The 24,039-nt window shown below is 61.5% G+C and carries 27 protein-coding genes and 2 pseudogenes; 20 read left to right on the top strand and 9 right to left on the bottom strand.

The genetic code is table 11. The features are described 5' to 3' along the window. The first annotated feature begins 151 nt into the window (after positions 1-151). From BMX96_RS17920 to BMX96_RS17890, 8 genes are all read left to right on the top strand, one after another. On the top strand, positions 152-727 hold the full coding sequence (locus BMX96_RS17920) for a L,D-transpeptidase (protein WP_091846730.1): 576 nt from the start codon (positions 152-154) through the stop codon (positions 725-727). A 67-nt stretch (positions 728-794) separates the two neighbouring features. Beyond that, complete coding sequence (locus BMX96_RS17915) at positions 795-1,250, top strand: c-type cytochrome (RefSeq protein WP_091846729.1); 456 nt, start codon at positions 795-797, stop codon at positions 1,248-1,250. Then, on the top strand, positions 1,250-1,582 hold the full coding sequence (locus BMX96_RS19430) for a hypothetical protein (protein ID WP_108892406.1): 333 nt from the start codon (positions 1,250-1,252) through the stop codon (positions 1,580-1,582). The genes BMX96_RS17915 and BMX96_RS19430 overlap by 1 nt, the downstream gene beginning before the upstream one ends. Positions 1,583-1,623: 41 nt before the next feature. Then, positions 1,624-2,208, top strand: coding sequence for a c-type cytochrome (locus BMX96_RS17910; protein ID WP_091846728.1), 585 nt, complete (start codon positions 1,624-1,626; stop codon positions 2,206-2,208). 4 nt (positions 2,209-2,212) lie between these two features. Beyond that, positions 2,213-3,109 (top strand): c-type cytochrome, encoded by an 897-nt coding sequence (locus BMX96_RS17905; protein ID WP_091846727.1) that lies wholly within the window; start codon positions 2,213-2,215, stop codon positions 3,107-3,109. 47 nt (positions 3,110-3,156) lie between these two features. Continuing rightward, the gene (locus tag BMX96_RS17900) at positions 3,157-4,494 is read left to right on the top strand and encodes a multicopper oxidase family protein (RefSeq protein ID WP_330220657.1); all 1,338 of its coding nucleotides are present in this window, start codon (positions 3,157-3,159) and stop codon (positions 4,492-4,494) included. Then, a complete protein-coding gene (locus BMX96_RS17895; RefSeq protein ID WP_091846725.1) occupies positions 4,491-4,949 on the top strand; it encodes a c-type cytochrome in 459 nt (152 codons plus the stop codon). Before BMX96_RS17900 ends, BMX96_RS17895 begins: the two co-directional genes overlap by 4 nt. Positions 4,950-4,986: 37 nt before the next feature. Continuing rightward, the gene (locus BMX96_RS17890; protein WP_456238459.1) at positions 4,987-5,676 is read left to right on the top strand and encodes a DsbA family protein; all 690 of its coding nucleotides are present in this window, start codon (positions 4,987-4,989) and stop codon (positions 5,674-5,676) included. A 16-nt stretch (positions 5,677-5,692) separates the two neighbouring features. Here BMX96_RS17890 and BMX96_RS17885 read toward each other — a convergent pair whose 3' ends face one another. After that, the gene (locus tag BMX96_RS17885) at positions 5,693-5,893 is read right to left on the bottom strand and encodes a heavy-metal-associated domain-containing protein (RefSeq protein WP_091846723.1); all 201 of its coding nucleotides are present in this window, start codon (positions 5,891-5,893) and stop codon (positions 5,693-5,695) included. Positions 5,894-6,014: 121 nt separating this feature from the next. On the opposite strand from BMX96_RS17885, the gene BMX96_RS17880 reads away from it, so the two are divergent. The 3 genes from BMX96_RS17880 (at position 6,015) to BMX96_RS17870 (ending at position 9,957) form a co-directional block, all read left to right on the top strand. Next, positions 6,015-8,540: a heavy metal translocating P-type ATPase gene (locus BMX96_RS17880; protein WP_091846722.1), complete on the top strand. Its 2,526-nt coding sequence runs from the start codon at positions 6,015-6,017 to the stop codon at positions 8,538-8,540. Positions 8,541-8,559: 19 nt separating this feature from the next. Continuing rightward, the gene (gene cueR / locus BMX96_RS17875) at positions 8,560-8,973 is read left to right on the top strand and encodes a Cu(I)-responsive transcriptional regulator (protein ID WP_091846721.1); all 414 of its coding nucleotides are present in this window, start codon (positions 8,560-8,562) and stop codon (positions 8,971-8,973) included. 318 nt (positions 8,974-9,291) lie between these two features. Then, positions 9,292-9,957: a L,D-transpeptidase gene (locus BMX96_RS17870; protein ID WP_091846720.1), complete on the top strand. Its 666-nt coding sequence runs from the start codon at positions 9,292-9,294 to the stop codon at positions 9,955-9,957. A gap of 82 nt (positions 9,958-10,039) precedes the next feature. On the opposite strand, the gene BMX96_RS17865 is transcribed toward BMX96_RS17870, so the two are convergent. Continuing rightward, positions 10,040-10,354: a hypothetical protein gene (locus tag BMX96_RS17865; protein WP_236737129.1), complete on the bottom strand. Its 315-nt coding sequence runs from the start codon at positions 10,352-10,354 to the stop codon at positions 10,040-10,042. Positions 10,355-10,457: 103 nt separating this feature from the next. Here BMX96_RS17865 and BMX96_RS17860 point away from each other — a divergent pair, with 103 nt between their 5' ends. Continuing rightward, entirely contained in the window at positions 10,458-12,806 is a 2,349-nt protein-coding gene (locus BMX96_RS17860; protein ID WP_091846719.1) for a heavy metal translocating P-type ATPase, read from the top strand. Between the two features lie 63 nt (positions 12,807-12,869). Next, on the top strand, positions 12,870-13,382 hold the full coding sequence (locus BMX96_RS17855) for a L,D-transpeptidase family protein (RefSeq protein ID WP_091846718.1): 513 nt from the start codon (positions 12,870-12,872) through the stop codon (positions 13,380-13,382). On the opposite strand, the gene lspA is transcribed toward BMX96_RS17855, so the two are convergent. From lspA to BMX96_RS17830, 5 genes and pseudogenes are all read right to left on the bottom strand, one after another. Beyond that, the gene (gene lspA / locus BMX96_RS17850) at positions 13,373-13,867 is read right to left on the bottom strand and encodes a signal peptidase II (RefSeq protein WP_236737128.1); all 495 of its coding nucleotides are present in this window, start codon (positions 13,865-13,867) and stop codon (positions 13,373-13,375) included. The two genes, BMX96_RS17855 and lspA, sit on opposite strands and share 10 nt — an antisense overlap. 4 nt (positions 13,868-13,871) lie before the next feature. Continuing rightward, on the bottom strand, positions 13,872-14,654 hold the full coding sequence (locus BMX96_RS17845; protein ID WP_091846717.1) for a ZIP family metal transporter: 783 nt from the start codon (positions 14,652-14,654) through the stop codon (positions 13,872-13,874). 23 nt (positions 14,655-14,677) lie between these two features. Next, a complete protein-coding gene (locus BMX96_RS17840) occupies positions 14,678-15,133 on the bottom strand; it encodes a DUF411 domain-containing protein (RefSeq protein ID WP_091846716.1) in 456 nt (151 codons plus the stop codon). 3 nt (positions 15,134-15,136) lie between these two features. Further along, positions 15,137-16,510, bottom strand: coding sequence for a M23 family metallopeptidase (locus tag BMX96_RS17835; RefSeq protein WP_091846715.1), 1,374 nt, complete (start codon positions 16,508-16,510; stop codon positions 15,137-15,139). After that, a pseudogene (locus BMX96_RS17830) lies at positions 16,507-16,965 on the bottom strand (SCO family protein). Before BMX96_RS17830 ends, BMX96_RS17835 begins: the two are co-directional and overlap by 4 nt. A gap of 336 nt (positions 16,966-17,301) precedes the next feature. On the opposite strand from BMX96_RS17830, the gene BMX96_RS17820 reads away from it, so the two are divergent. The 6 genes from BMX96_RS17820 to BMX96_RS17795 all read left to right on the top strand — a co-directional run bounded on the left by BMX96_RS17820 (position 17,302) and on the right by BMX96_RS17795 (position 20,900). Then, positions 17,302-17,730, top strand: a complete 429-nt coding sequence (locus BMX96_RS17820; protein ID WP_091846712.1) for a MerR family transcriptional regulator — start codon at positions 17,302-17,304, stop codon at positions 17,728-17,730. Between the two features lie 65 nt (positions 17,731-17,795). Further along, the gene (locus tag BMX96_RS17815; RefSeq protein ID WP_269085891.1) at positions 17,796-18,437 is read left to right on the top strand and encodes a cation efflux transmembrane domain-containing protein; all 642 of its coding nucleotides are present in this window, start codon (positions 17,796-17,798) and stop codon (positions 18,435-18,437) included. Position 18,438: 1 nt separating this feature from the next. Then, positions 18,439-18,765: a YnfA family protein gene (locus BMX96_RS17810; protein ID WP_091846711.1), complete on the top strand. Its 327-nt coding sequence runs from the start codon at positions 18,439-18,441 to the stop codon at positions 18,763-18,765. A gap of 69 nt (positions 18,766-18,834) precedes the next feature. Beyond that, on the top strand, positions 18,835-19,761 hold the full coding sequence (locus BMX96_RS17805) for a cation diffusion facilitator family transporter (RefSeq protein ID WP_091846710.1): 927 nt from the start codon (positions 18,835-18,837) through the stop codon (positions 19,759-19,761). A gap of 9 nt (positions 19,762-19,770) precedes the next feature. Next, positions 19,771-20,133 carry a SpoIIAA family protein gene (locus tag BMX96_RS17800; RefSeq protein WP_091846709.1) on the top strand — a complete coding sequence of 121 codons (363 nt, stop codon included), beginning with the start codon at positions 19,771-19,773 and terminating at the stop codon, positions 20,131-20,133. After that, positions 20,115-20,900, top strand: a complete 786-nt coding sequence (locus BMX96_RS17795) for a heparan-alpha-glucosaminide N-acetyltransferase (protein ID WP_214606871.1) — start codon at positions 20,115-20,117, stop codon at positions 20,898-20,900. Before BMX96_RS17800 ends, BMX96_RS17795 begins: the two co-directional genes overlap by 19 nt. 295 nt (positions 20,901-21,195) lie before the next feature. Here the strand turns inward: BMX96_RS17795 and BMX96_RS17790 are convergent, their stop codons facing one another. Next, complete coding sequence (locus BMX96_RS17790) at positions 21,196-22,203, bottom strand: alpha/beta hydrolase (protein ID WP_091846708.1); 1,008 nt, start codon at positions 22,201-22,203, stop codon at positions 21,196-21,198. After that, entirely contained in the window at positions 22,193-23,806 is a 1,614-nt protein-coding gene (locus BMX96_RS19425; RefSeq protein WP_407944684.1) for an RcgA family putative transporter, read from the bottom strand. The genes BMX96_RS17790 and BMX96_RS19425 overlap by 11 nt, the downstream gene beginning before the upstream one ends. 32 nt (positions 23,807-23,838) lie before the next feature. Here BMX96_RS19425 and BMX96_RS17785 point away from each other — a divergent pair. Continuing rightward, positions 23,839-24,039 (top strand): annotated as a pseudogene (locus BMX96_RS17785) (IS256 family transposase); the annotation flags it as partial.

Raw genomic sequence — 24,039 nt, 5'->3', positions numbered from 1 at the left:
CTTTGTTCGCCGATGTTAATTCTGGCAAACTCCAGTGCGGGAAGGTCAAGCGGTTTAGGCCGCCACCGGTCACTCTGTCGTGATCGGAAAGGGTTTGACCTTCCAGCGTTGGAAGGCCGCAAGCGCAAAGAAAATGAATTGAGGAGCAGTCATGAACCAGGGTAATCCACCGTCGCGGCGGTCGGTTCTTATCGGACTTGCCTCGGCCAGTGCATCCGCACTTCCGCTCGCCAGTGCCGCACAATCTCTGGCAACCCCGGCCGTGCGGCGCAATGCGTCCAGCTTCAGCACGCATGGCTGGCAGGACTACTTCGACACACGTCGGAATGGCGTCATCCTGTGCGATACGGTCCGGCGATACGTCAACTACTGGTCCGAAGACGGTTCGATCCACAAGGTCTACCCAAGTTCCGTTCCGGAATCCGACGAGCTGACGCGGCTCGGTCGGACGGAAGTGATACGCAAGGTCGAAGGCCCAAGCTGGCGGCCCACGCCGTCGATGAAAGAGCGTAATCCCGAATGGCCGGATTACTGGGCGCCCGGACCCGACAACCCGCTTGGTACCCATGCGCTTTATTTGTCCTGGCAGTATTACCGGGTGCACGGAACGAATGACACGCGCAAGATCGGGCGGCGGTCCTCGAACGGCTGTATAGGATTGTTCAACGAACATATCGCCGAACTCTTCGGCATGGCGAAGGTGGGCACTCAGGTGCTTTTGATCTGACGCCGGCGGAACATCACTTGTTTGCGGGGCGGTCAATGGCTGCCCCGTTCCAATGTCGGGACATACAATGCCAACCAAACTCATCGCCGTCACGATCGCCATCGTCGTTGCAGCCGCGGGCCTTCTGTGGTGGGCGACTGCACCATCCCAGATGGCGGGTCATTCGATGACGCCCCCCGATACGACGGAACTGGCGCTGGGTGCCCCCATTGTGGACGTTTCCTTGCCGACCGAACTGGATCAGAAAGAGGAAATGGGAAAGCGCGCGTTCGAGGCGGCTTGCGCCCAATGCCACGGTCAGAACGCGGCGGGACAGAACGGCGTGGCCCCGCCCTTGGTCCACAAAATCTATGAGCCTAGCCATCACGGCGACGAAGCGTTCTATCGCGCCGTTTCCAATGGCGTCAGGTCGCACCATTGGGATTTCGGCAATATGCCACCGATCGAGGGACTGACGCGCGCCGATGTGGGCACGATCGTTGCCTATGTGCGGGCCATGCAAAGTGAGAACGGGATCCAATAGTGCGCATCTCTACGCTCTTTCTCGTTTTCGCGTCGGTGATTGTATTGGCGGTCCTGTCCGCCGGGTCGCCCGTGCAGGCAGGCGGGCTGCATGCCGCTCAGTCGGAAAGTGCCGTCGAGCTTGGCGAACCAGGTGCAGCAAAGGTCCAAGATCAGATCGGAGCCGATGACTGTCACGACGCGCCGGAGTGCAACATCTCGGTAGTTCTCTCGTCGGCGTCGCACGGACAAGCGTACATCGCGGCATCGTCGAAAAAGCGCCGCGTGTCGCCGTCCCTGTTCAAGCTTCTGTATTCCATGACCGATCCTCCTGTCCCACGATCCCTGTCTTGAAGCACAAGACTTAAGATCCAGGAAATACAGGAAACTCCGAGATGAAACTGAAAACCATTCTGGCGGCTTCGGTCGCGACTAGCATCGGCATCGGCGCAGTGGCTCATACGGGTGCGACCGGCATCGTGCTGGAGCGGATGCAGGCCATGAGCGCGATGGGCGATGCGGTGAAATCCGTCACGCCGATCATGAAGGGCGAACAGAACTACGACGCCGACACGGTCAGGAAGGCCGCCGCCGTGTTCGAGGAACATGCGGGCACCGCGATGACCGAGCTGTTTCCAGAAGATAACGCGAACGAGAAATCCTACGTGAAAGACGCGATCTGGGAGGATTGGGACGAGTTCGAACGCATCGCGATGCGGCTGGAGACCTTGGCCCAGGGGCTTTCGAAAGCGGCGGATAACGGTCTGGCCGATGAAGAGGCGGCGCAAGCGGATATGGGGTCCATGATGGGCGGAGACACGGCCAGCATGATGGGTGGCGATGCGTCTGGCATGATGGGTGGCGGCTCGGCCGAAACCACGTTGGCCGAGATGGCGGACATGCCTGCCGACGAGGTGTTTTCCGAGCTAAGCCGCACTTGTTCGACGTGCCATACGCGGTTCCGGCTCGAGAAGGACTAGGATCATGCGGAAATTGCTTATCACCGCTGCGGTCTTTTCCGCAGCGGCCGTCATCGGCGTGGGCGCTGTGATCGCGTGGCCCGTCAAGAACGAGGTCGCGTCGATCGATCAGCCCGGTGATCCTCAGCGCGGTGCCTATCTGGCGCGCGCCGGGGGCTGCATCGCCTGCCACACGAACTGGGAGGAGGGCGGCAAGCCGCTTGCGGGCGGTGCGCCGCTCAAGACCGATTTCGGCACATTCTATCCGTCGAACCTGACGATGTCGAAAGACGCGGGGATCGGAGATTGGTCCGTGCAGGATTTCGCGGCGTCCTTGCGGCAGGGCGTCTCTCCGGACGGCGAGCCATACTACCCCGCCTTCCCCTATCCGTTTTACCGCAATCTGTCCGATCAGGACATCGCGGACCTCTGGGCCGCGTTCCAGACCGTGGCAGCGGTGGACGAACCGGCACCGGCACATGAGGTGGGATTTCCGTTCGATCAGCGCTGGGGCCTGAAGCTTTGGCGCGGGGCGTTTCTGGAACCGCCGCGCACTAAACCGGTCGAAGGCCGGTCCGAGGCGTGGAACCGCGGCCGCTTGTTGGTGGAAGGCGTGACCCATTGCGGGGCGTGCCATACGGGCAGGAACATCGCCGGCGCGCGCGTGCTGGACGAGAAGTTTCGCGGTTATGACGGGCTGCCCGGCGGAGGCAAGTCGCCCGCCATCACGCCGGAAGCGCTGCAAGACGGGGGCTGGAGCGTGTCGGACCTAGCCTATGCGCTGGAAACCGGGATCATGCCGGACGGCGATGCGTTCGGCGGGTCGATGGGCGAAGTGGTCACCTATGGCACATCCTTCATGACCGATGCGGACCGCGAAGCGATGGCGATTTACCTTCTGAACGAGGAGCAAGATGGATGAGAGCGACAAGACGCGCGTTTCTGGGTGGTGCCGTCGCAACGGCCGGCTTGCCTCTGATCGGTCCTGCGATTGCGGCCACGGCGCCAAAGGTCATTGAGCCAAAGCCCGTGTCACACCAGCTCGCCCCGGACGGTTATCCGAAAACGGCGGTCTGGGCCTATGACGGAGCGTCGCCGGGGCCGGAAATAAGGTTGGGGCAGGGCGCACGGCTGGAGCGGCGGCTGGTCAACGGGCTCGACCAGCCGACGACGATCCATTGGCACGGTATCCGTGTGCCCAACGGCATGGACGGCGTGCCCGATCTGACCCAAACCGCCGTCGCGCCGGGCGAAAGTTTCGACTACGCATTCGACGTGCCCGATGCCGGCACCTACTGGTACCACGCCCATTGGGCGTCGCCTGAACAGGTTGGGCGTGGATTGCACGGCCCGCTGATAATCGAGGAGGCCGAAAGCGCGCCGGATATCGACGCCGATCTGGTCCTGGCACTCGATGACTGGCTTCTGAACGAAGCGGCCCAGATCGAACCCAACTTCGCCATTCCGATGCAGATGTCGCATGGCGGCCGGATCGGAAACTTTGTCACCACGAACGCGCGCCATGATTTCACGCAGGATGTGCAGCAGCACCAACGGCTGCGGCTTCGGCTGATCAACATGGCGAATGCGCGGATTTTCCCGCTGGCGCTTCAGGGTCTGGACGGTTGGGTCGTCGCCTATGACGGGATGCCGCTCGCGCAGCCGGAAAAGGTGACCTCCGAACTTGTCATGGGGCCTGCGCAAAGGATCGATTTGCTGGTCGATGTGACCGCAGCCGAGGGCGGAGAAGCGTATCTCGTGCGGCTCGACGACGACGGCGGCATGGTCCAGGCGGCGTTTCCCGTGACCGCACGGGCGTCCCTGACCCGCCGGCCCGATCCCGTCGCTCTTCCCCCGAATCCGGGCCATGCGATGGGCACGCTCGGCTCGGCGCAGACGGCCCCGATGAAGATCGAGGGCGGCGCAATGGGTCGTTTGTCGCGCGCGAGTGTCGAGGGTCGCGAGATGGGATTCCGCGAGATGATCGGACAGGGCCAGTTCTGGGCCATGGCCGGGCAGGCCGGGCTGCACGACACACCGCTCGTCACCGCGAGCATGGGCGAGACGGTCCGCATCCCTATCGAGAACGACACCGTCTTTCCCCATGCCATGCACCTGCACGGCATGCATTTCAGAGAGGTGCTCGGCGATGGCGCGATGGGCCCGATGCGCGACACGCTATTGATCGCTGCCAGAGAGCGGCGCGAGATCGCCTTCGTCGCCGACAATCCGGGTGACTGGCTGTTCCATTGCCACATGCTGGGCCACGCCGCATCGGGAATGATGCAGTGGGTGCGTGTCGTATGAAGGTGTGGATCATCATGGCGGCCGGTCTGGCGGCGGTCACCGGGGCTGCGGGATTGCTGTTTGCGCAGGCCGATCTGGACCTTCCCAACGCCACCGGCGACCCCGTTGCGGGGGCGCAGCTCTACGCCGAGAATTGCGCGAGTTGTCACGGCGCGAACCTTGAAGGGCAAGCCGACTGGCGTTCGCCCGGACCCGACGGTCGCCTTCCGGCGCCGCCCCATGACGAGACTGGCCACACATGGCACCACGGCGATGCGATGATCTTCGCCTACACCAAACAGGGCGGGGCAGAGGCGATGAAAGCAGCCGGGATCGAGGACTTCGACAGCGGCATGCCGGCCTTCGGCGATATTCTGAGCGATCAGGAGATCTGGGATATAATGGCCTATATCAAATCGACCTGGCCCGAACGCGTTCGGGATGCACAATCGGCTAGAACCGCCTCGGAATCATAAGGACTGAACCATGAAGAAACTGCTCGTTCTGGCGCTTTTGGCGCTGACCCCGATGACTGCCGTTGCGCAAGATCGCTCGGACGAAGATATCAAGCGTCTGGCGCTTGAAGCCATCCTTGAGCGGCCTGAGATATTGATGCAGGCGATCCAGCTTCTGGAACAGCGCGAAGCCGCGGCGCAAAGATCGGCGGCCGCCGACGTTCTGGAACAGGAGCGCGATCTTCTGGAGAACGACCCCAACGCCCCCGTTCTCGGCAACCCGGACGGCGATCCCGTGGTGGTCGAATTTTTCGACTACAATTGCCCCTACTGCAAGCGTGTCGCGCCGGATGTAAAAGCGCTGGTCGCAGGCGACGAAGATCTCAAGGTTGTCTACCGCGAATGGCCGATCCTGGGCGAAGGCTCCGTCTTCGCGGCGCGCGCGGCGCTCGCTTCACGCGAGCAGGGTCTCTACGAGCCGTTCCATTGGGCCCTGATGGAGTTGGCCGGCCGGGCCAACGAGACGACGGTCATGGCTGCTGCGGAAGATGTCGGGCTGGATACCGAAAAGCTTCGGGCCGACATGGACGCAGCCGAGATCGACGCGCATATCGAAACGTCCATGCGGCTTGCGCAGTCGCTCGGGTTCAACGGAACGCCGTCCTTCGTGATCGGTGACGAACTCGTGCCTGGCCTCGTGCCGCTGGAACAGCTCGAAAATCTGGTCGAGGCCGCGCGTCAGGAATAGGAAACGCCGGGGGGGCTCAGGCGGCGACGGTCGCCGGGTAACCCTTGGCCGCGAGCGCGTCGACGATTTCCTGATCGCTTGCGTGGCTCTCAAGCGATACCGTTTTATTGCCCAGATCAACTTGCGGCGTGGCGGCAGAGTCCACGGATGCGATCGCCTGTTCGACCGCGGTCCTGCAATGGCCGCAATTCATGCCGGGAACGTTCAGGATGGTCATGGTCGGTCCTTTCTTTCGCTTGCCGGATATATGGGACGCTCCAGCGCTGGAGGGTCAAGCGGACGGAAATGTGATTTTGCATCCTTGACCTTCCAGTAAGGGGAAGCCCTATCTCTGGCCTATGCCTTACGAAGGAGCGTCGCCCGTGGCCCAAACATTCAGTACGATCCAGTTGACCGGGCTGAGCTGCGCGTCCTGCGTCGGTCGCGCCGAACGGGCAATTGCATCAGTTCCGGGCGTCGATTCGGCGAATGTGAACCTTGCCGACGGAACCGCTCGGGTCGCGCCGGCGGCTGCCGATCTGGGGGACATTGCCGAAGCCCTTCGGTCTGCCGGATATCCGGCGGAAACACGGGTGGAAACATTCGAGGTCGAGGGCATGTCATGCGCGTCCTGCACGGGCAGGGTCGAACGGGCGCTGGCGGCGGTATCCGGTGTGATCGCGGCGCGCGTGAACCTTGCGACCAATGCGGCGGAGGTCGAATGGCTCGCTGGCGCGACCACACCGGAGGAAATCGCCCGGGCGGCGGAGGAGGCAGGCTATCCAACGGCGCTGCGCGTTCGCGGTGACTTGTCGACCGAACACGAAGATCGGGCGACGAAAGAGACGCGAACCCTGTTGCGTCAGACTATAATCGCCGCCGTTTTGACGTTGCCGGTTTTCCTGCTTGAAATGGGGGGGCATCTGGTTCCCGGCTTCCGCGACACCCTCGACGCGACATTCGGCCGCCAGACCCTTTGGATCGTGCAGTTTGCGCTGGTCACGCTGATCCTGGCTTGGCCCGGTCGGCGCTTCATCACGAAGGGTGTGCCCGCCCTGCTCCGTGCGGCACCGGACATGAATTCGCTCGTGGCGCTTGGAACATTGGCGGCGTGGGGATATTCGACAGTCGCGACTTTCGCCCCGTCGATACTGCCGCCCGGCAGTGTCGCGGTCTATTTTGAGGCCGCGGCCGTGATCGTCACACTGATCCTGACCGGACGGTATCTGGAGGCGAGGTCAAAGGGGCGGACGGGCGCGGCGATCCGGTCGCTGATCGCCCTGCGGCCCGGCACGGCGCGGGTCGAACGACAGGGACAGACGCTGGATATCCCCATCGCCCATGTCGTCACCGGCGATACGATCATCGTGCGCCCCGGCGAACGCATCGCCGCGGATGGCGAGGTCGCTTCGGGACGATCCTTCGTGGACGAATCCATGCTGACGGGCGAACCGCTGCCTGTCGAGAAAGTCGCGGGCGGGCGTGTGACCGGGGGCACCGTCAACGGCACGGGTGCCTTGACCTTCCGCGCGACGGCCGTGGGCGAGAGCACGGTGTTGGCCGGGATCGTCCGGATGGTGCAGGACGCGCAGGGTGCCAAGCTTCCGATCCAGGCCGCGGTTGACCGCGTCGTGCGCTGGTTCGTCCCCGCCGTTTTGGCTGTCGCGGTCCTGACGGTCGCGGCGTGGCTGACCTTCGGCCCCGATCCCGCACTTGGTCTTGCGTTGGTCGCGGGCGTGTCGGTCCTGATCATCGCCTGCCCCTGCGCCATGGGGCTTGCCACACCCACGTCGGTCATGGTCGGAACAGGGCGCGCCGCCGAACTGGGCGTGCTGTTCCGCCGGGGCGATGCGTTGCAGAGGCTTCAGGAGGTCCGCACGATTGTCTTCGACAAGACCGGCACCCTGACCGAAGGCCGTCCGGAATTGACCGATCTGTCGGTCGGCGAGGGCTTCGAGGAGAACGACGTCCTGAGGCTGGTCGCATCGGTGGAAGCGATGTCCGAGCACCCGATCGCCGAGGCCATCGTGCGGGCCGCCGAACTGCGCGGTCTGGATCTGTCGGGGGTGCGCGGTTTCGAAAGCATCACCGGTCTCGGTGCCCGCGCCACGGTCGACGGGCGGACCGTTCTGGTCGGCGCGTCCCGTCTGATGCGGCGCGACGGCATCGCGACCGCGGCGATGGACCGGCACGCGGCTGCCATCGGGGCAGGGGGGCGCACCCCGCTTTTCGTCGCGATAGACGGACATCTGGCGGCGACGATCGGCGTTGCCGATCCGGTGAAGCCGTCAGCCGCGGAAACCGTGGCAACCCTGAAGGCCCGCGGCCTGCGGGTCGCTCTGGTGACCGGCGACGCGCGCGCCACGGCGGATGCAATCGCGCGGGATCTCGGGTTCGATCTGGTGACGGCCGAAGTCATGCCCGATGGCAAGGTCGCCGCGATCGACCAGTTTCGGGACCATGGGCCGGTGGCCTTCGTCGGCGACGGCATCAACGATGCGCCCGCCTTGGCGGCCGCAGATATCGGCATCGCCCTGGGCACCGGCACCGATGTGGCCATCGAGACTGCCGATGTCGTGCTGATGCGGGGCGACCCGGCCGCCGTGCTGCGGGCCGTGGATGTCAGCCGGCGCACGATGCGCAACATCCGCCAGAACCTGTTCTGGGCCTTCGCGTACAACACGGCGTTGATCCCCGTGGCGGCTGGCGTCCTGTGGCCCCTGACCGGGATGCTCCTGTCGCCGATGCTGGCCGCGGGCGCGATGGCGCTGTCCAGTGTCTTCGTCCTGTCGAACGCGCTTCGCCTGACCCGCATGCAGACCGTTCCCGCCCGGGCCACCCGCAGGCAGAATGGCCCCGGCACCGTGCCCGAACCCGCAGAATGAAACAGAAAGGAGGCAAGGCATGAATATCGGAGAAGTTGCGATTGTGTCGGGACTGCCCGCCAAGACGATCAGGTATTACGAAGATATCGGTCTGGTTAAACCGCTGCGCGACACGAATGGATATCGCGCGTTCCGAACCCGCGACGCGCACAAGCTCACGTTTCTCGGTCGCGCGCGGGCGCTTGGATTCTCGATCGAGGATTGCCGCAAGCTGCTTGCACTTTGGGCGGACGACACGCGTGCCAGTGCAGACGTGAAAGCATTGGCCAAAGATCATTTGCGCGCGATCGACGACAAGATCGCGGATCTCCAAGACATGCGTCAGACGCTCGATCATCTAGTACGCGAATGCGCTGGTGACCATCGGCCCGATTGCCCAATCTTGCAAAGCATGGCCCGCCAGACCGATATGAATTCAAAGGCTTCAGGCTGATGTACTGGCTTCTGAGGCACCAAGATCATCATCGTCAATCATCGACCCTAGGCTGCCGCGCGACTCAAGGAGGAAAAGCGAAAGTTTGGCCAACTTCTCATCGGCCAGTCGGAAACTGTCGCTCGCGTCTCCGCTTCGGTCTACCTGGCCGTCATTCGCGCCCCGCGATGAAAATCGGTAGATCGCGGTTTCAGAAACCTCTCACGATTTTCTGATCGTGAACCATTGAACCTCTAGCTGGTGTAGGTCCTATCCTACTGCAAAGTATCTCGAATTCTTCGGCGACACCGGGCTGGATATTGAAGAGAGAAGCAGAACATGCTGACAAGACGCCATTTCATCATAACGACTTCCGCGCTGTTTTCGGCCGCGGCAGCCGGCCCCGCGCTTTCCAGCAGCCAGCCGACGGCAGCGGAAAAGGCCGCCTGGGACGCGCAGGTGACGCCGCCGGGCTTTGATCCGGCGACCTCCAATCCGTGGGGTCTGGATCCGCGCTTCCTGCCACAGCGGGTCGTTGCGAATGACGGACTGACACCGGGCGACATCCATGTCGACGCGGTAGCGCGGTATCTCTATCATATCGAGGAAGGTGGGACCGCGATGCGCTATGGGGTGGCCATCGGGCGGGGCGATCTCTACGAGCCGGGCACCTACACGATCAAGCGCAAGGTCGAGTGGCCGCATTGGACGCCCACCCAGTCGATGATCGAGCGCGAGCCCGAAGTCTACGCGCAGTACGAAGATGGAATGGAACCGGGTCCGAGCAATGCCTTGGGGTCGCGGGCGCTCTATCTCTATGTCGGAGACCGGGATACCTATCTGCGGATCCACGGCACGCCCTATCCGCGGTCCATTGGCTCGCGGGCAAGTTCAGGGTGCGTCCGCATGGTCATGGCACACATCAATCAGCTTTACCCAAGGGTCGAACTCGGTTCGACCGCGTATCTTTACTCGGCCGACGACAGCGTATCCCCGCGCAGTTGAAGACGCGAAGCCACGGCTTCCGGCGCAAAATGTCGTCGGAAGTCGTCCGATCAGACGGTTGCGAGTCGTCCGGTAGCGGCGGTCACGTTTCGGAGGGTGCACAAATCTGCTGGCCACCCGGTGTGCGAAGCGGAAGCTCGGTCGTCTCGACACGCCCGGCATGGCGATACCAGTAGCACCCGTCTTCGGGTCTCAGCCGCGCCGTTGCAACATCCTGATCCGGTGCCGCCAAGGCAGCTAGTTGGGCCTGAACGGCCTCTTGCTGACGCGTCTCCCGGGCTGTGCCGTCAAGCGTCGAGCACCCACCAAGGGCGAGCGTTGCCACCACAAAGCCTATCAGTCTGACGCGCATGGCCATTTTCCCATCGTTTCCCGTTTCGGCGACAAGCTTTTTCATTCCCCTGTTCGATGAACAACGCAAAAACGAGATTGGGCCTTGAAGCTCTAGCTGCTGTAGGAGCTATCTCCATGTCTGAATTCGCAAGTTTGCAGGTCCGCCAATGCCTTCCGATCCTCCTGTTCACGATCACGTCACCGCACGTCGGCAAGAGGCTAGTAGTTGCTGCGGCCATGCTCACGATGACAAAGAGATACCGACAACCGCGACGACACCGGTGGAAGGACGCAGTTTCCAGGTGTCCGGTCTCGATTGCGCGGAAGAGATCGGGATTCTCAGCCGTGCCATCGGACCCGAGATCGGCGGAAAGGAACATCTGGCCTTCGACGTCATCAACGGGCGCATGACCGTTCTGGACAGCGCCCGACCCGTCACGGACGATCGGGTCGCGGAACTGGTGGCAAGCACCGGAATGACTGCTCGTCTTTGGGATGCTGAAACGGCTTCGGAAGACCAGGCCGCCCATCTTGCGCGTCAAAGATGGTTCACGATGCTCAGCGGCGGCTTCTGGGCCGCTGGCTTCTTTTGGCACCTGATCGAGACCGGGCTGGGCGGCGCAGTCGGCATATTCTCGGGCCATGGCGATGCCCCGATGCCCCTGACCGAGGCAGGGCTGTTCGGGATCGCGATCCTGTTCGGTGTCTGGCTGGTCGCGCCCAAGGCGTGGTCCTCGGCGCGGCGGCTTTCGCCGGACATGAACCTGCTGATGGTCGTGGCCGTCGCGGGCGCAATCGGCCTGGGCGAGTTCTTCGAGGCGGCGACGGTGGCCTTCTTCTTCTCGCTCTCGCTCTATCTTGAAAGCTGGAGTGTCGGGCGGGCGCGCAATGCGGTCTCGGCGCTTCTGGATTTGGCGCCGCCCACGGCACGGCTGATCCGGGCGGACGGCAGCGAGGCGGATGTTCCGGCGGCGGAAGTCGCCGTGGGGGACAGTTTCATCGTGCGCGGCGGTGACCGCATCGCGCTCGACGGCGAGGTGACGGACGGTGCCGGCGCGGTCGATCAGGCCCCCATCACCGGCGAAAGCGCGCTGGTCGCAAAGGAGCCCGGCGACGAGGTTTATGCGGGCACGATCAACGGCGAAGGCACGCTGACAGTGCGCGCGACGAAACTCGCCTCCGATACGGTATTGGCAAAGATCATCCGCATGGTCGGCGACGCCCATGCCCGCCGCGCGCCGGTGGAGCAATGGGTGGCGAAGTTCGCGCGCGTCTACACGCCTGTCGTCATGCTCTTGGCGGTCGCAATCGCGCTGCTGCCACCGCTCGTTCTTGGCGGTGCCTGGGACTTCTGGTTCTACAATGCGCTGGTGCTTCTGGTCATTGCCTGCCCCTGCGCGCTGGTGATCTCGACACCCGTATCGATCGTCGCGTCGCTGACCGCGTCCGCGCGGGCAGGGGTTCTGATCAAGGGCGGCGCCTATGTCGAGGCACCGGGACGGACGACGGCGCTGGCGATGGACAAGACCGGCACGATCACGATGGGCGAGCCGGAGGTGGCGGGTATCCATCCGCTTGGAAATGCCAGCAAAGCCGAACTGCTTTCCATTGCCACCGCGCTGGAGGCGCGTTCTTCGCACCCGCTGGCCCGCGCCATCCTGGACCGTGCCACAAAGGACGGACTGACCGTCACCGCGGCGGACGAGACGCGCACGGTGCCCGGCCGGGGCCTGGAAGGGCAGGTCAATGGGCGGTCGATCTGGCTGGGTTCGGACCGCTTCGCCGAGGAAAAGGGTTTCGGCGACGCGATCCCCGGTGACCTTCGGAACCGAATCGAAGCGGGCGGATCCACGCTCGTGGCGGTCGGCGACGATGCCGGAGTCGTCGGCGTTCTGGAATTGCGTGACCGGATCAGGCCGGAGGCCAAGGGCGTCATCGCCGCACTGCACGCGCAGGGCGTGAACACCATCGTCATGCTGACGGGCGACAATGCGCGCACCGCGCGGGCCGTTGCAGCCGAAGTCGGGATTGACGAGGTCCGCGCCGAGCTTCTGCCGGAAGACAAGGTCACGGCCATCGGGGAACTGGTCGCCAGGCACGACATGGTCGCGATGATCGGTGACGGGGTAAACGACGCCCCGGCGATGGCGCGGGCGCATTACGGCATCGCCATGGGGGCGGTCGGATCCGACGCGGCCATAGAGACGGCCGACATTGCCCTGATGACCGACGACATCGCCCGTGTTCCGTGGTTGATCGGCCATTCGCGCCGCACCATGTCGATCATTCATCAGAACATCGGCATCTCTCTGGCAACGAAGGCCGCGTTCGTCGTGGCCACCGCCTTCGGACTGGCGTCGATGTGGGGGGCCATCGCGGCTGATGTCGGCGTGTCGCTGCTGGTGGTCGCCAACGCTCTGCGTCTGCTGAACGCCGCCGGGCGCAAGTCACCGCCCGAGGGTGGCGAGCCGGTGGGTGAACGCATGGCACAGGGCGCGCTGGCGCACGGGCATTGATCCGGGCGCATTCTTGTGGCTTATCCGACGAAGTAGAGAACCTCGAAAACGGGGCATCCATCGATGCAGTATATCAGACTCACGAGACGGATTGCGCTGCTTGGCGCTGTGGCCACGCTTCTGTCGGCCTGTGCGACCAAGTTCCGCAGCTATGATGGCCCACAAGTCACGCGCCTGCGGCTCTTCAAGGGAAGGCGGTTGCTCGTTCTCGATGGCGCCGAAGGGGCGCTGCGCACTTATCCCATCGGACTGGGTTTCGCACCGATCGGTCACAAGCAGTTCGAAGGAGACGGACGGACGCCTGAGGGATCGTATGTCATCGACCGGCGCAATCCCGACAGCCGATTCCACCTGTCGATTGGTATCTCCTATCCGAACGCGCAGGACCGGGACTTCGCCGCCGCTGAAGGCAGATCGCCCGGGGGCGACATCTTCATTCACGGTGGGCCACGTCCCGGTATCGATCCGGTCGACAAGCGCGACTGGACGGCGGGCTGCATTTCGGTGACGGATCGGCAGATCGAGGAAATCTACTCCATGGTGCGGAATGGAACGCCTATCGACATTTACTCCTGACCAACCCTCGAGTTGTCTTTGCGTCGCTCGAGGACAGATGCCAGAAGCAGCAGCCCGACGCCGCAGACCACAAAGACATCCGCCAGGTTGAAGGCGGGCCAGTGCAGCCGCCCTACGTAGAAATCCAGGAAGTCAGTGACCCCGCCGAAGCGCACGCGGTCGATGACGTTTCCAAGCGCGCCGCCGATGATCACCCCATAGGCCAATGCCTCGATCCGGCTGTCCGAGCGATACAACATGACGGTCAGCCAGAGGCAGATACCAAGTGCGAGAAGCGCGAGGCCCCACCATGGCACACCGCCAAGCATACCGAAGGTCACGCCGTCGTTGCGCCCGAAGACGAGATTGAAGCCTGGGCCAACGGCGATTCCGGTGCCCAAGGCACCGGCATTCGCGACGACAACTGCCTTCGTTGCCTGATCGGCGATGATGGCAGCAGTCGCGATGGTCAGCCCCAGGGCGCGCGGGCTGTTCATATTCGTCATGATCTCATCCGAGCCAAACGTCGAGGAACAGCATGAGAACCAGCCCGACCGACAGGCCAAGCGTCGCGCGGTTCTGGTTTCCGCTCCGGTGGGTTTCGGGAATGATCTCGTGGCTAATGACGTACAGCATCGCACCGGCCGCGAAGGCGAGACCCCAGGGCAAAAGCGGTTGCGACAGGCTGATGATGCCGGCACCGATAAGCCCGCCGACAGGCTCGATCATACCGGTCAGAGCAGCGATGCCCCAGGCGCGCCACTTCGAATAGCCTTCGCCCAGCAGCGAAACCGCCACCGCGAGCCCTTCGGGCGCGTTCTGTAGGCCGATCCCGAGCGCGAGCGGCAGGCCGCCGGAAAGACCGTTGGCACCGAAGCCGACCCCGACGGCGAGGCCTTCGGGGAAGTTGTGGATCGTGATCGCGAAGATGAACAGCCACACACGCCGCAGGGCGATCGCGTCCGGCCCTTCGCGGCCCGTCGAGAAGTGCTCGTGCGGCAGCTTCTCGTTCAACAGAGCGACGGCGCCCATGCCGAAGAGGATCGCGACACAGACGATGGCGGCTGGCACGGCACCGTTCTCGAACTGACCTTCGGCTGCGTCCAGGGCCGGAATGATCAGCGAGAAGAACGACGCTGCCAGCATGACGCCGGCTGCAAAGCCGAGCGACAGGTCCCTCGTGGCTCGCGACGGGATACGACCGAACAGCACCGGTACTGCGCCGATTGCGGTCAGCGAACCGGCCGCGAGGCTTCCGAAGAAGCCGAGCGCTATCGGAGACAGTGATTCCAAATCGGATTCCCTTTAGTCCTTGGTCAGTTGCCGGGATAGCTGGCAAAAACCTCTGTCGAACCATCTTCATAGATCAGAAAGACATCGTAGGCATCGCGGCGACTGCCTTGATCCATGCCCGGAGATCCCAGCGGCATCTTTGGCACGGCGAGGCCCACGGCCTCCGGGCGTTCCTCAAGCAATCTGGATATGTCCGCAGCCGGGACATGGCCTTCGATCACGTAGCCATCGATCAGGCCCATATGGCAGGACACCATCCGCTGAGGAACGCCGTTGTCGAGCTTGAAGCGGACAAGAGTTCCACCGAACATGTCGTGCCCGGTCGTCTCGAAGCCGTTTTCGTCGAGATGGTTCATCCAGGCGACACAGCAGCCGCAGCTGTTGGTCTTGTAGACGTCGATCTGCGATTGCTCTGCGGAGACCTTCGCAAACGGAAAGAGTGCAAGGGCGCATGACAGGGCCATAATCGATCGTTTCATTGGTCAGAGTCTTTCGTTTGGATTCGTCGGAAGAAGACCGGCGAGGTGCTCGTCAAGCAAAGTCCGCGCCGCGCCAAGACGCATGATCGCATCGTCGTTCCGCTCTTCGTGTTCTACGGCTTCGGCGAGACGGTCGTCGGAAAGAGGATCGGTCGGCCGCCCATTGACGCGCACCTCGTAGTGGAGGTTGGGACCAGTCGCCGTACCGGTTGCACCGACGCGGCCGATCGTATCGCCCGCCGCGACGCGATCGCCCACCGCCAGCCCGTCTGGAACCGCGCTGAGATGCGCGTAGCGAGTCATGGTCTCGGAGCCGTGCGAGATTTCAACAACCCGCCCGTAGCCGCCGCGTCGCCCGATGAAGCTGATACGTCCGGGCGCGGTCGCCGAAATCGGCGTGCCGCGCGGCGCGGCGAAGTCCACCCCGGTATGCATGCGGGTATCGCCATAGACCGGATGCGCACGGCGACCAAAGACAGAACTGAGACGCGCACCTTCGACGGGCTGGGCAAAGACGCGCATCATCTCGCCGTCCCGATAGATCGTGGCCCGGCCGGTGCCGTCTTCGGGCCAGACAATCTCGAATTGCGTATCGCCGAGGTCGAGCACAGCAAAATCCAGTTCGGGTTGCCCGATCACCCCGCCTTCGACACGTTCCTCGCGCCACATCAAGCGCATGATTTCGCCGCCCGACAGGTCACGCCGAAAGTCCACAGTGCCGCCCAGCATTTGCGCCAGATCGACTGCGAAGCGCGCGGGGATACCGGCGTCAGCGAGCGCCGCGAAGAGGGAGCTCTCGATGCGCGTTTCTGCCGCGCGGATCAGCAGCTCGGATTCGGGGGAAAGAACACGGGTCGCGACATCCGCACCGAAGACGGTTTCGATCCGAACGCCGTCGTCGACATCCAGCACCACCCGCTGCAAATGCCCGTCATGCCCTGTCTCGACAGTAAGTCCATGTCCCGGACGCAGCCGACGCAGATCGTATTCCGCTGCAAGCGCCAGGGCGATTTCGGCTCGCTCTGAAGCTACGAGGCCAGCTTCCGCCAGAACGGTATCGAGCGTTTCGCCAGAGGCGATTTCGCGCGACCAGACCTCCAGAAGCGGCTCGATGACTGGCGCGGAAGTCTCGGCGATCGCGGAGGCAAGAGGAGCTGGAGAAGTGAAAGTCGGCGCTACCTCTTTTTTACCCATATCCAAATCGTTTGCGTCCGAGTTGGAGAAAGTGGGCAAAGGCATAGGCTCCGGTATCCAGGTGGCGGCATTGCGAAGGGAGGGCGGAACAGGCTCCTTTCCCAGTTTGTCGAATAGAAGAATGCCGCCCGTTGCGATGCCGCCCGCCGCGAACAGTCCTGTCGCCAGATATCTGATCTTCATGTCGCCTCTTCCGTTTCTTTTTTCATCGTGCGCCGGATTTTCGGCACCGCGAATTCCCGCGGTTCGTGATAGTTGATGGTCGTGACGAACCAGCCCTCGACGTCGAACAAGAACACGCTCGCCGTGTGGTTCAACGTGTGGTCACCGCCTTCTGTCGGTACTTTCTCATAGTTTGCGCGGAAACCTTCAACCCCAGGGGCGATCTGGTCGTCGGTGCCGGTCGATCCCTCGATTGCGGGATGAAAGTAGTCGACATATTCCGCCATGATCTCGACCGTCTCGCGGTCGGGATCGACCGTGATGAACACGACATCAAGCCGTCGGGCATCGCCGCCCAGTGCGTCCAACCAGTCCGAGATATCCGCCAGCGTGGTCGGGCAGACGTCCGGGCAATAGGTGAAGCCGAAGAAGATCAGCATTCATCGCCCCGCAAAATCATCTTGCGTCCGGACCATTCCGGTGTGATCCGAAAGTTCGAACTCGGCTTGGATCGCATTTCCGGTCTTCCGCGCAGTGTCTGAGCGGTAATCCACCCGAAGCAGGAGCCACAGAAAAACAAGCGCAACTATACCTATCAGCGTCAAAAGGGATTGCTGCAAAAACGTCATTCTCAACGCGGCTCGGGTTCTCTGGGACGTTGTCAACGCGGGAGATACCTCCTCCAGCTGCTAGAGGTTCAAGCCATTTCCATCGCATAAGTCGTCTCGTCGCAAATCTGTGATTGGAGCGAAGAACGCTTGCCTGTCCACTATTCGAAATCTACCAAAACTGTAGCTTTGAGGGGGTTGGACATGCTGACGATTGGTAATCTCGCCAAGAAGACCGGGACCAAGGTCCAGACGATCCGCTACTATGAACAGATCGGCTTGATGCCCGAGCCGGGACGAACGGCGGGCGGTCAGCGTCGCTACGGGGAGGACGAACTCGACCGGTTGGCTTTCGTGCGCCACGCGCGTCAGCTGGGCTTCACGCTCGAAGCTATCAGGGAGCTTCTCGACCTCAGCGATGAACCCGACCGGTCCTGCGAGAACGCTGCCGCAATCGCGCGTCGGCAGCTTCGTCAGGTTGAGCAGCGCATCGCGCGTCTCGAGGCCTTGCGCACCGAGTTGAAACGCATGGTGCGCGAATGCGCTGGCGGACAAACGGCCGATTGTCGGGTGCTTGAGGTCCTGCGGGACCATTCGGAGTGCCTGACCGATCACGACGAGATCGGTGCTTAGGCCCTCCCGTACGGGAACAATGAGTTCGTCGATCCGTTTGGACGTCGCCGCCAGGGAGACACGCGTTGAGCGAAAGCATCCAGCCGAAAGACGCGCGTCAACGTCGTATCCTGTGGATCGTGCTCTTGCTGAATGCCGCGATTGCTGTGGCCTTCTTCATGACCGGCGCGTTCGGCGACTCCACGTCGCTGATCGCCAACGGCCTCGACAACACATCCGACGCGTTCGTCTATGCCTTGAGCCTGTTCGCGCTGTCCCGGTCGGCCAGATGGAAGCGGATCGCAGCGACCGTTTCGGGAAGTGTGCTGATTCTGTTCGCCATCGGTATTCTGTTCGACGCCGGTCGCCGATACCTCGAAGGATCGGAACCGCTGGGCCCTGTGATGATCGTGATGGCGCTGATCGCTGCCGCTGTGAACCTCGTCTGCGTCGTTCTCTTGCGCCGGATCTCCGATCCGGATGTCAACGTGCGCGCCGCCAACATTTTTACCATGAACGACTTTCTGGCAAATGCCGGTATTATCATCGCCGGTACGCTCGTCGCTTGGCTAGGGAGCAACTGGCCCGATCTGGCGGTCGGTGTCGCCGTCGCTGTCGTGGCCGCCTGGGGCGGGATTGAGATATTGAAGGATGCGCATGGAGAGCATCACGAGGCTGTCCACGACGATCCCGTCGGTCAGAAGACTCGCGAGGGAACCGGCGACTGACGTGCACGCAACTGTTGCGTATCCCCTGGCCGCATCGGCCGAGATTGTCGGTTGCTTTGCGATCTGGGCGTGGTGGCGTCTTGGGGCTACGTCGCTCTGGCTGGTGCCCGGAATCCTATCGCTTGCAATTTTCGGTTGGCTGCTTGCACAGGTCGAAACCGTCGTCGCGGGACGCGCCTTCGCAGCCTACGGCGGGGTTTATATTGCTGCATCCGTTCTGTGGATGTTGCTAGCAGAGGGACAGCGACCGGACAGGTGGGACCTAGCCGGAACCGCAATTTGCCTGATCGGCGCGACGGTCATTTTGGCGGCGCCGCGTGGCACGTGATCAAAGGACTTGAACCTACAGTAGCTGTAGCCCCTACATCCCTCTTCGAATGATTCGAGGAGCCCTTTCGTGCCGCACGACCACAGCCATGCCCATCTTGACCCTCAGTCCGGCGACCGCCGCGTCTCCATAGCGATCTGGGCCAACGGTATTCTGACGGTCGCGCAGATCGTAGGCGGCATCCTGTCCGGTAGCCTCGCCCTGATCGCCGACGCGTTGCACAACTTTTCGGATATGGCGTCGTTGGTCATCGCCTTCGTGGCACGAAAGATCGCGCGGCGTCCGGCGGATGAACGCATGACCTTCGGCTACGGCCGGGTCGAGATCGTCGCCGCGCTTATCAACTACACAACGTTGATCCTCATCGGTTTCTATCTCATCTATGAAGGAGGAATGCGGATCATCGACCCGCCGGAGGTCGGTGCCTGGACCGTGGTGATCCTCGGTGGAGTGGCATTGGTTGTTGATACCCTGACAGCGGTTCTCACCTACTCGATGCAGAAGGGCAGCGTGAACATCCGCGCGCTGTTTCTGCACAACTTGTCGGACGCACTGGCCTCGGTTGCCGTCATCGTGGCCGGGACACTCATCCTGCTCTACGACATGTGGTGGGTCGATCCCGCAATCACGATCGGTATCGCGCTCTATATCCTCTATCTCGCCGTTACCGAGATCGGTGGCCCGATCCGCACGCTGATGCTGGGCAGCCCGCCGGACATGGACAACGCGGCGGTCATTGATGCGATGCGCGACGTGGATGGCGTGGCTGATGTCCACCACGTCCATCTCTGGCAGATGCAGGAACATGAAGCTGCGCTCGACTGCCATGTGGTGCTGACCGATGGGGGCTGGGACCGGATCGAAGACATCAAGGCCGCGATCAAACACCGCCTCAAAGAGGAATTCGGCATCGGGCATTCAAGCCTCGAATTCGAGCATGAAAATCGCTCGCACGAGAACGCCGACCTCTACGGTCACGGCAAGTCCGACAAATAGGAGAATTCCATGTTTACGGAGATCAAGACGGCGGACATCAATGTCATCGGCATCGCCTGCCGGGGTAAGCTCAGCGAAAGCGACCTGGAGAGAATGCACGGGCTTCTGCACGAGCGGCTCGAAAGGCCAGGCAAACCCGGTCTCGTTCTCGATCTGACCGATTTCGACGGCTACGACGGCCCGTCTGCGATGCTGGAAGACCTGAAGATCGACACCGCCCATGCGAACGACTTCAGCCGCGTCGCCATCGTTGGCGAAGGCGTCTTGATGGAATGGGGCGCGAAACTGGCCGACGCCCTGACCCGAGCCGAGATGCACAGCTTCGACCCGGCCCAGATGGGAGCGGCAATCGAATGGGTGCGTGGAAGTTAGAGCTGTTCATGCAAGAATTGCCCGCATCGGAAATCCTCGACCCGAAGACCAGCATCCCGCGTCTCGACATCGTCGATGTCGTTCGAGGGATCGCGATTGCGGGTGTCGTGCTCTTTCACCTGGTTTGGGACCTCGCCTTCCTCGGTGTCATTCCTCCGGGGATCTCCGTTCACCCACTCTGGTTGCTGTTCGGTCGCTTGCTCGCGGGAACGTTCATGATCCTGGTGGGTGTAAGTCTCGTGCTCGCAACAGCGGGCGGTTTCCGGCGACAGGCATTCTTACGACGTCTCGTCGTTCTGATTGTGGCCGCGGTGATCATCAGCGTCGTAACACGCGTGATCTTCCCGCAGAACTTCGTCTATTTCGGCATCCTGCACGCGATCGCGGTCGCGAGCGTGGTCGGCGTTCTCGTTTCACGGCTCTCCACATCCGTCATCGTGGGGCTTGGCTTCGCGACCTATGCGTTGGGCTTTCTCTGGACATCGGAAACCTTCGATCCGCGATGGCTGGCCTGGACCGGCTTCGCGGCCTCTCCACCGCCCAGCAACGACTTCGTTCCCTTTTTCCCGTGGATCGGATTGACGCTGTTCGGCATCGCAGGAACCCGGATCGCTTTCGCGCGAAACTTGGTCCGATACGCTCGCCCGTTGCACGGACACACGGCGCGATCTTTGGCATGGCTCGGCCGACACAGCCTGACGATCTACCTGATCCATCAACCCATACTGCTTGGCCTGCTGATCCCGATCGTCAATCTTACAGGTTGAAAAAGAATGCAGGCCCGTGCCAAAGACGAAGCTTGAAGCTGATACATCAGGTTGCGCTGATCACGGCAGCGGCACTGCGGCAGAAACTGCTGGCATCAAGACGGCCACTTGTCCGCTGTGTAGCGTTGTCCGGTGAGGACCCAGTCTCGATCTTCGTTACCAAAACACCAAGGTTCGCTTCGACGAGGCTACCGAGACAGGGATGGTGATGCCTCATTGTCGTCAAACCCTTCACCTTCAAAATTGGAAAAGGTGAGCTATTGGGTATACTTCCCGTTCCGTATCGCTTTACAGGTTAGTGGCCCTTACTCAAAAAACGCGAAATAGATAAGCCAGTCCAGATAATGTGTGGGGGCAGTGACAGTGAGTAATGACCACAGTTGAGTTCCAATACGTTCGGCTTTGCTCCTCCGGCCTCCAGCTTTGCTATAAACTTCTTCGATAGCGCTGGTATCACGACCGTGTCCCTTTTCGCCACCACCAAGAGTAGATCAAGATCCGGTCTCGCTAATCTTCGTGTCCAGGCTGCAAGACTGATCGGAGCCCAAGCCCGTCGTAGGTCGGCTAGTTCGATCTTATTCTCAAGACTGGCGCGAATGTGTTGAGTGGCGCGACCGGTCCATACCATGTCCGGGAGGCTTCCGGCTGTCAGGACAAGCGCAGCCTTTCCGACGGTCTGTTCGTGGGCAGCTACCAGGCCGGCAGTCCAAGATCCAAGACTAAGGCCAAGAACCGAGAAACTCTTATATCCTTCGCTTTCCAGAATCCGTATGAGCTTTCTACCGTCTAAGACAGCCTGTCGCATGGACTGGATGGTACGGCCGAGATTTGAGCTGAGCATGTAATCCGCATGCAGGGACCCATGACGCCTTCGTTCAAAGTGATACGGCATGGCGATCTCGACGACTGTGATTCCTTGCCGTGCGAGATATTTTGAAAGTTGACGGTAACGCGCTCCCGCATTCCAATGATGGAAGATCAAAAGCGCGTGCTCGTTTATTCGAGTCTTCGTTACCTTCGCCGAGACGACGTTGTTCTCTTCGGTGTCAGTTGAAACCGACGACGGGAATTCAATCCATCCATCTTTCCACTTAACGCCCAAATTCTGCGTGTCCGGTTCGTCGAAAAAGGTTGGGTCCTCCGCAGTCATGGCGGCAAGAGCGCAAAATTCCCTTATACTCCTCACTTTCCTCGCGCCTGGACATGCTAGTTCCGCGTCAAGCGCGAAATCACTCCTGTGCTTCAGCGCATTTCCGCGCTGCACCCGATGCTCATCCCACCGATCTAGCAATCTATGATACATTGCGGCGATCCTCTATCTCGCGTGTTTGGCGCATGCTGAAAGCAGGATTGAAAAGTCCATATATCGAGAGCAATACAGTTACACCCAACAAGGCTGAGAAACCCGAAAAGGCACCGATCGAAAGATATCCAGTAGTAAGCAGAACTACGACCACCGCCATCTTGCGCAGCTGTTTTCTAGATCCGCTAAAACGACCCAGAGCATAATGGGCCTTGAGAAACACCACGCAGGCCGCAAGTGCGACGAGAAGGCTGCTGTAATGCGTTGTAGTACTGTCATACCGTTCGCCACTTATCTTGTCTGAGAAGAAAACCGATCTCGTGTCCTGAATCAGCCAGTCTATAATATTCTCGGAACTTATTTTCACGTAAAAGCTCTGGAGTTTCATAAAGATAGCGATCATTAATACCAAAGCCGTACAACGAAAAATTCCCTGAAACACTCCTTCAACAATCGCTGCAATCTCTCGCTGAGTACTTGCGCTCCGCTTCGATCCCAATGAGGAAATTAAGTCAGTAAAATCCTGCGCGAGTGTATAGAGGAAAATCAGGCCGACAAAGAGAAGATACATTGATAGGCACATATATAGGTACGCGACACCAGTGAAAGCTGCTGCTTGCGGAACAGATATGGCATCGGGACGAGTGGTCGCCAAAGAACCCCAGTCTGTTGCCCTATCACTATCAATAGTTATTAATGGTACCAATCGGAGGCTTACCCATTGTAGAACGCCGACGACGCCCAGACAAACGAGGAGAAGTGTCCAGAATGTGAATGTCGACGCTCCGACTTTGCGGCTCCAGCCCGAGTCTTCTAATTCGTTGCCGTTTAGAGCCAAGAGCATTGAACGGCCTTTGGTCTTCCAGAATGCTAAGAGATCCACCGCGAAGACAAAGAAGAGCGGCATGAAGACCATGAAGAGAAGGGTCCAGTTGGGAGCCCAAAGAAATCCGACCTGTTTGGTCAGACCGTCTTCGCGGGTGTATGTAACGCTATGAATTCCCAGAAAGTAGGACGCATATCCCAGCACGACGGCGCCCGCGAAGACCGATGCTGGTAGGTCCAGGAAGGATCGGCGTCCGAAGATTGCCTCGCACGTCTGTGCCAGGCGAAATCCGTTGTGCGACTCCGTATTGATCTGTCGGTCTTCCCGATGGACCGTAAGGCTATTTTCGATCCCGCTGGCCGCCGCGTGCTTCGAGTCATGCGACTTTGAAGCGTCAGAGTCTGCCGAAACCTGCCGGTGCCGTCTGAGGGCCGTCAAACGTGATCTCGCAACACTCAGCACGGTCTGCCAGTCGCTCGTCGCCTTCGGGTCGTCGCAACCGAATATTCTCGCAAGCCAACGGATATTGGCGCAGCTGATCCCTTTCGCATTTTCCTGAAACCAGAGCTGCACCGTGCGCAACTCGATCCCGGATTGGTTCGCGTCTATCTGTGAAATGGCTTCTGCGAGAAGGTCGGGGGTCCAGGGACCTTGGGGAAACCCGTTCGCGTCGACGGGTCGGCCTGCACCGGCGGAGGCCAGATGCTGGGGTCGTGTCGCGGAGGTGGTGGAAATTCGAGGGCGGCGTAATCTCCGGGTGAACTGACACCCACCCAACCGGCGGCGGCAACCGCCAGGGAGATCACGCCATGAACCAGATTACCGACACCGCGAGCTTTGCGCTACTGGCCGAAGAGGCCGGGTTCGATCTGATCGAAGAGCGGCTTCGAGCCAACGTGCGCGCGACCATCGAAGCCGTGTTCGAAGAGGAGCTGGCCAGCTTCCTCGGCCGGCTTCGCTACCGTCGTGGGGACGGCCCGGCAAAAGGCTATCGCCACGGTCACCGGAAG

The organism is Palleronia pelagia (assembly GCF_900110115.1).
In the GTDB taxonomy this organism is placed as follows: domain Bacteria; phylum Pseudomonadota; class Alphaproteobacteria; order Rhodobacterales; family Rhodobacteraceae; genus Palleronia; species Palleronia pelagia.
Note: the sequence above shows the minus strand (reverse complement) of the source record. Positions and strands in the feature narration are given on the sequence as shown.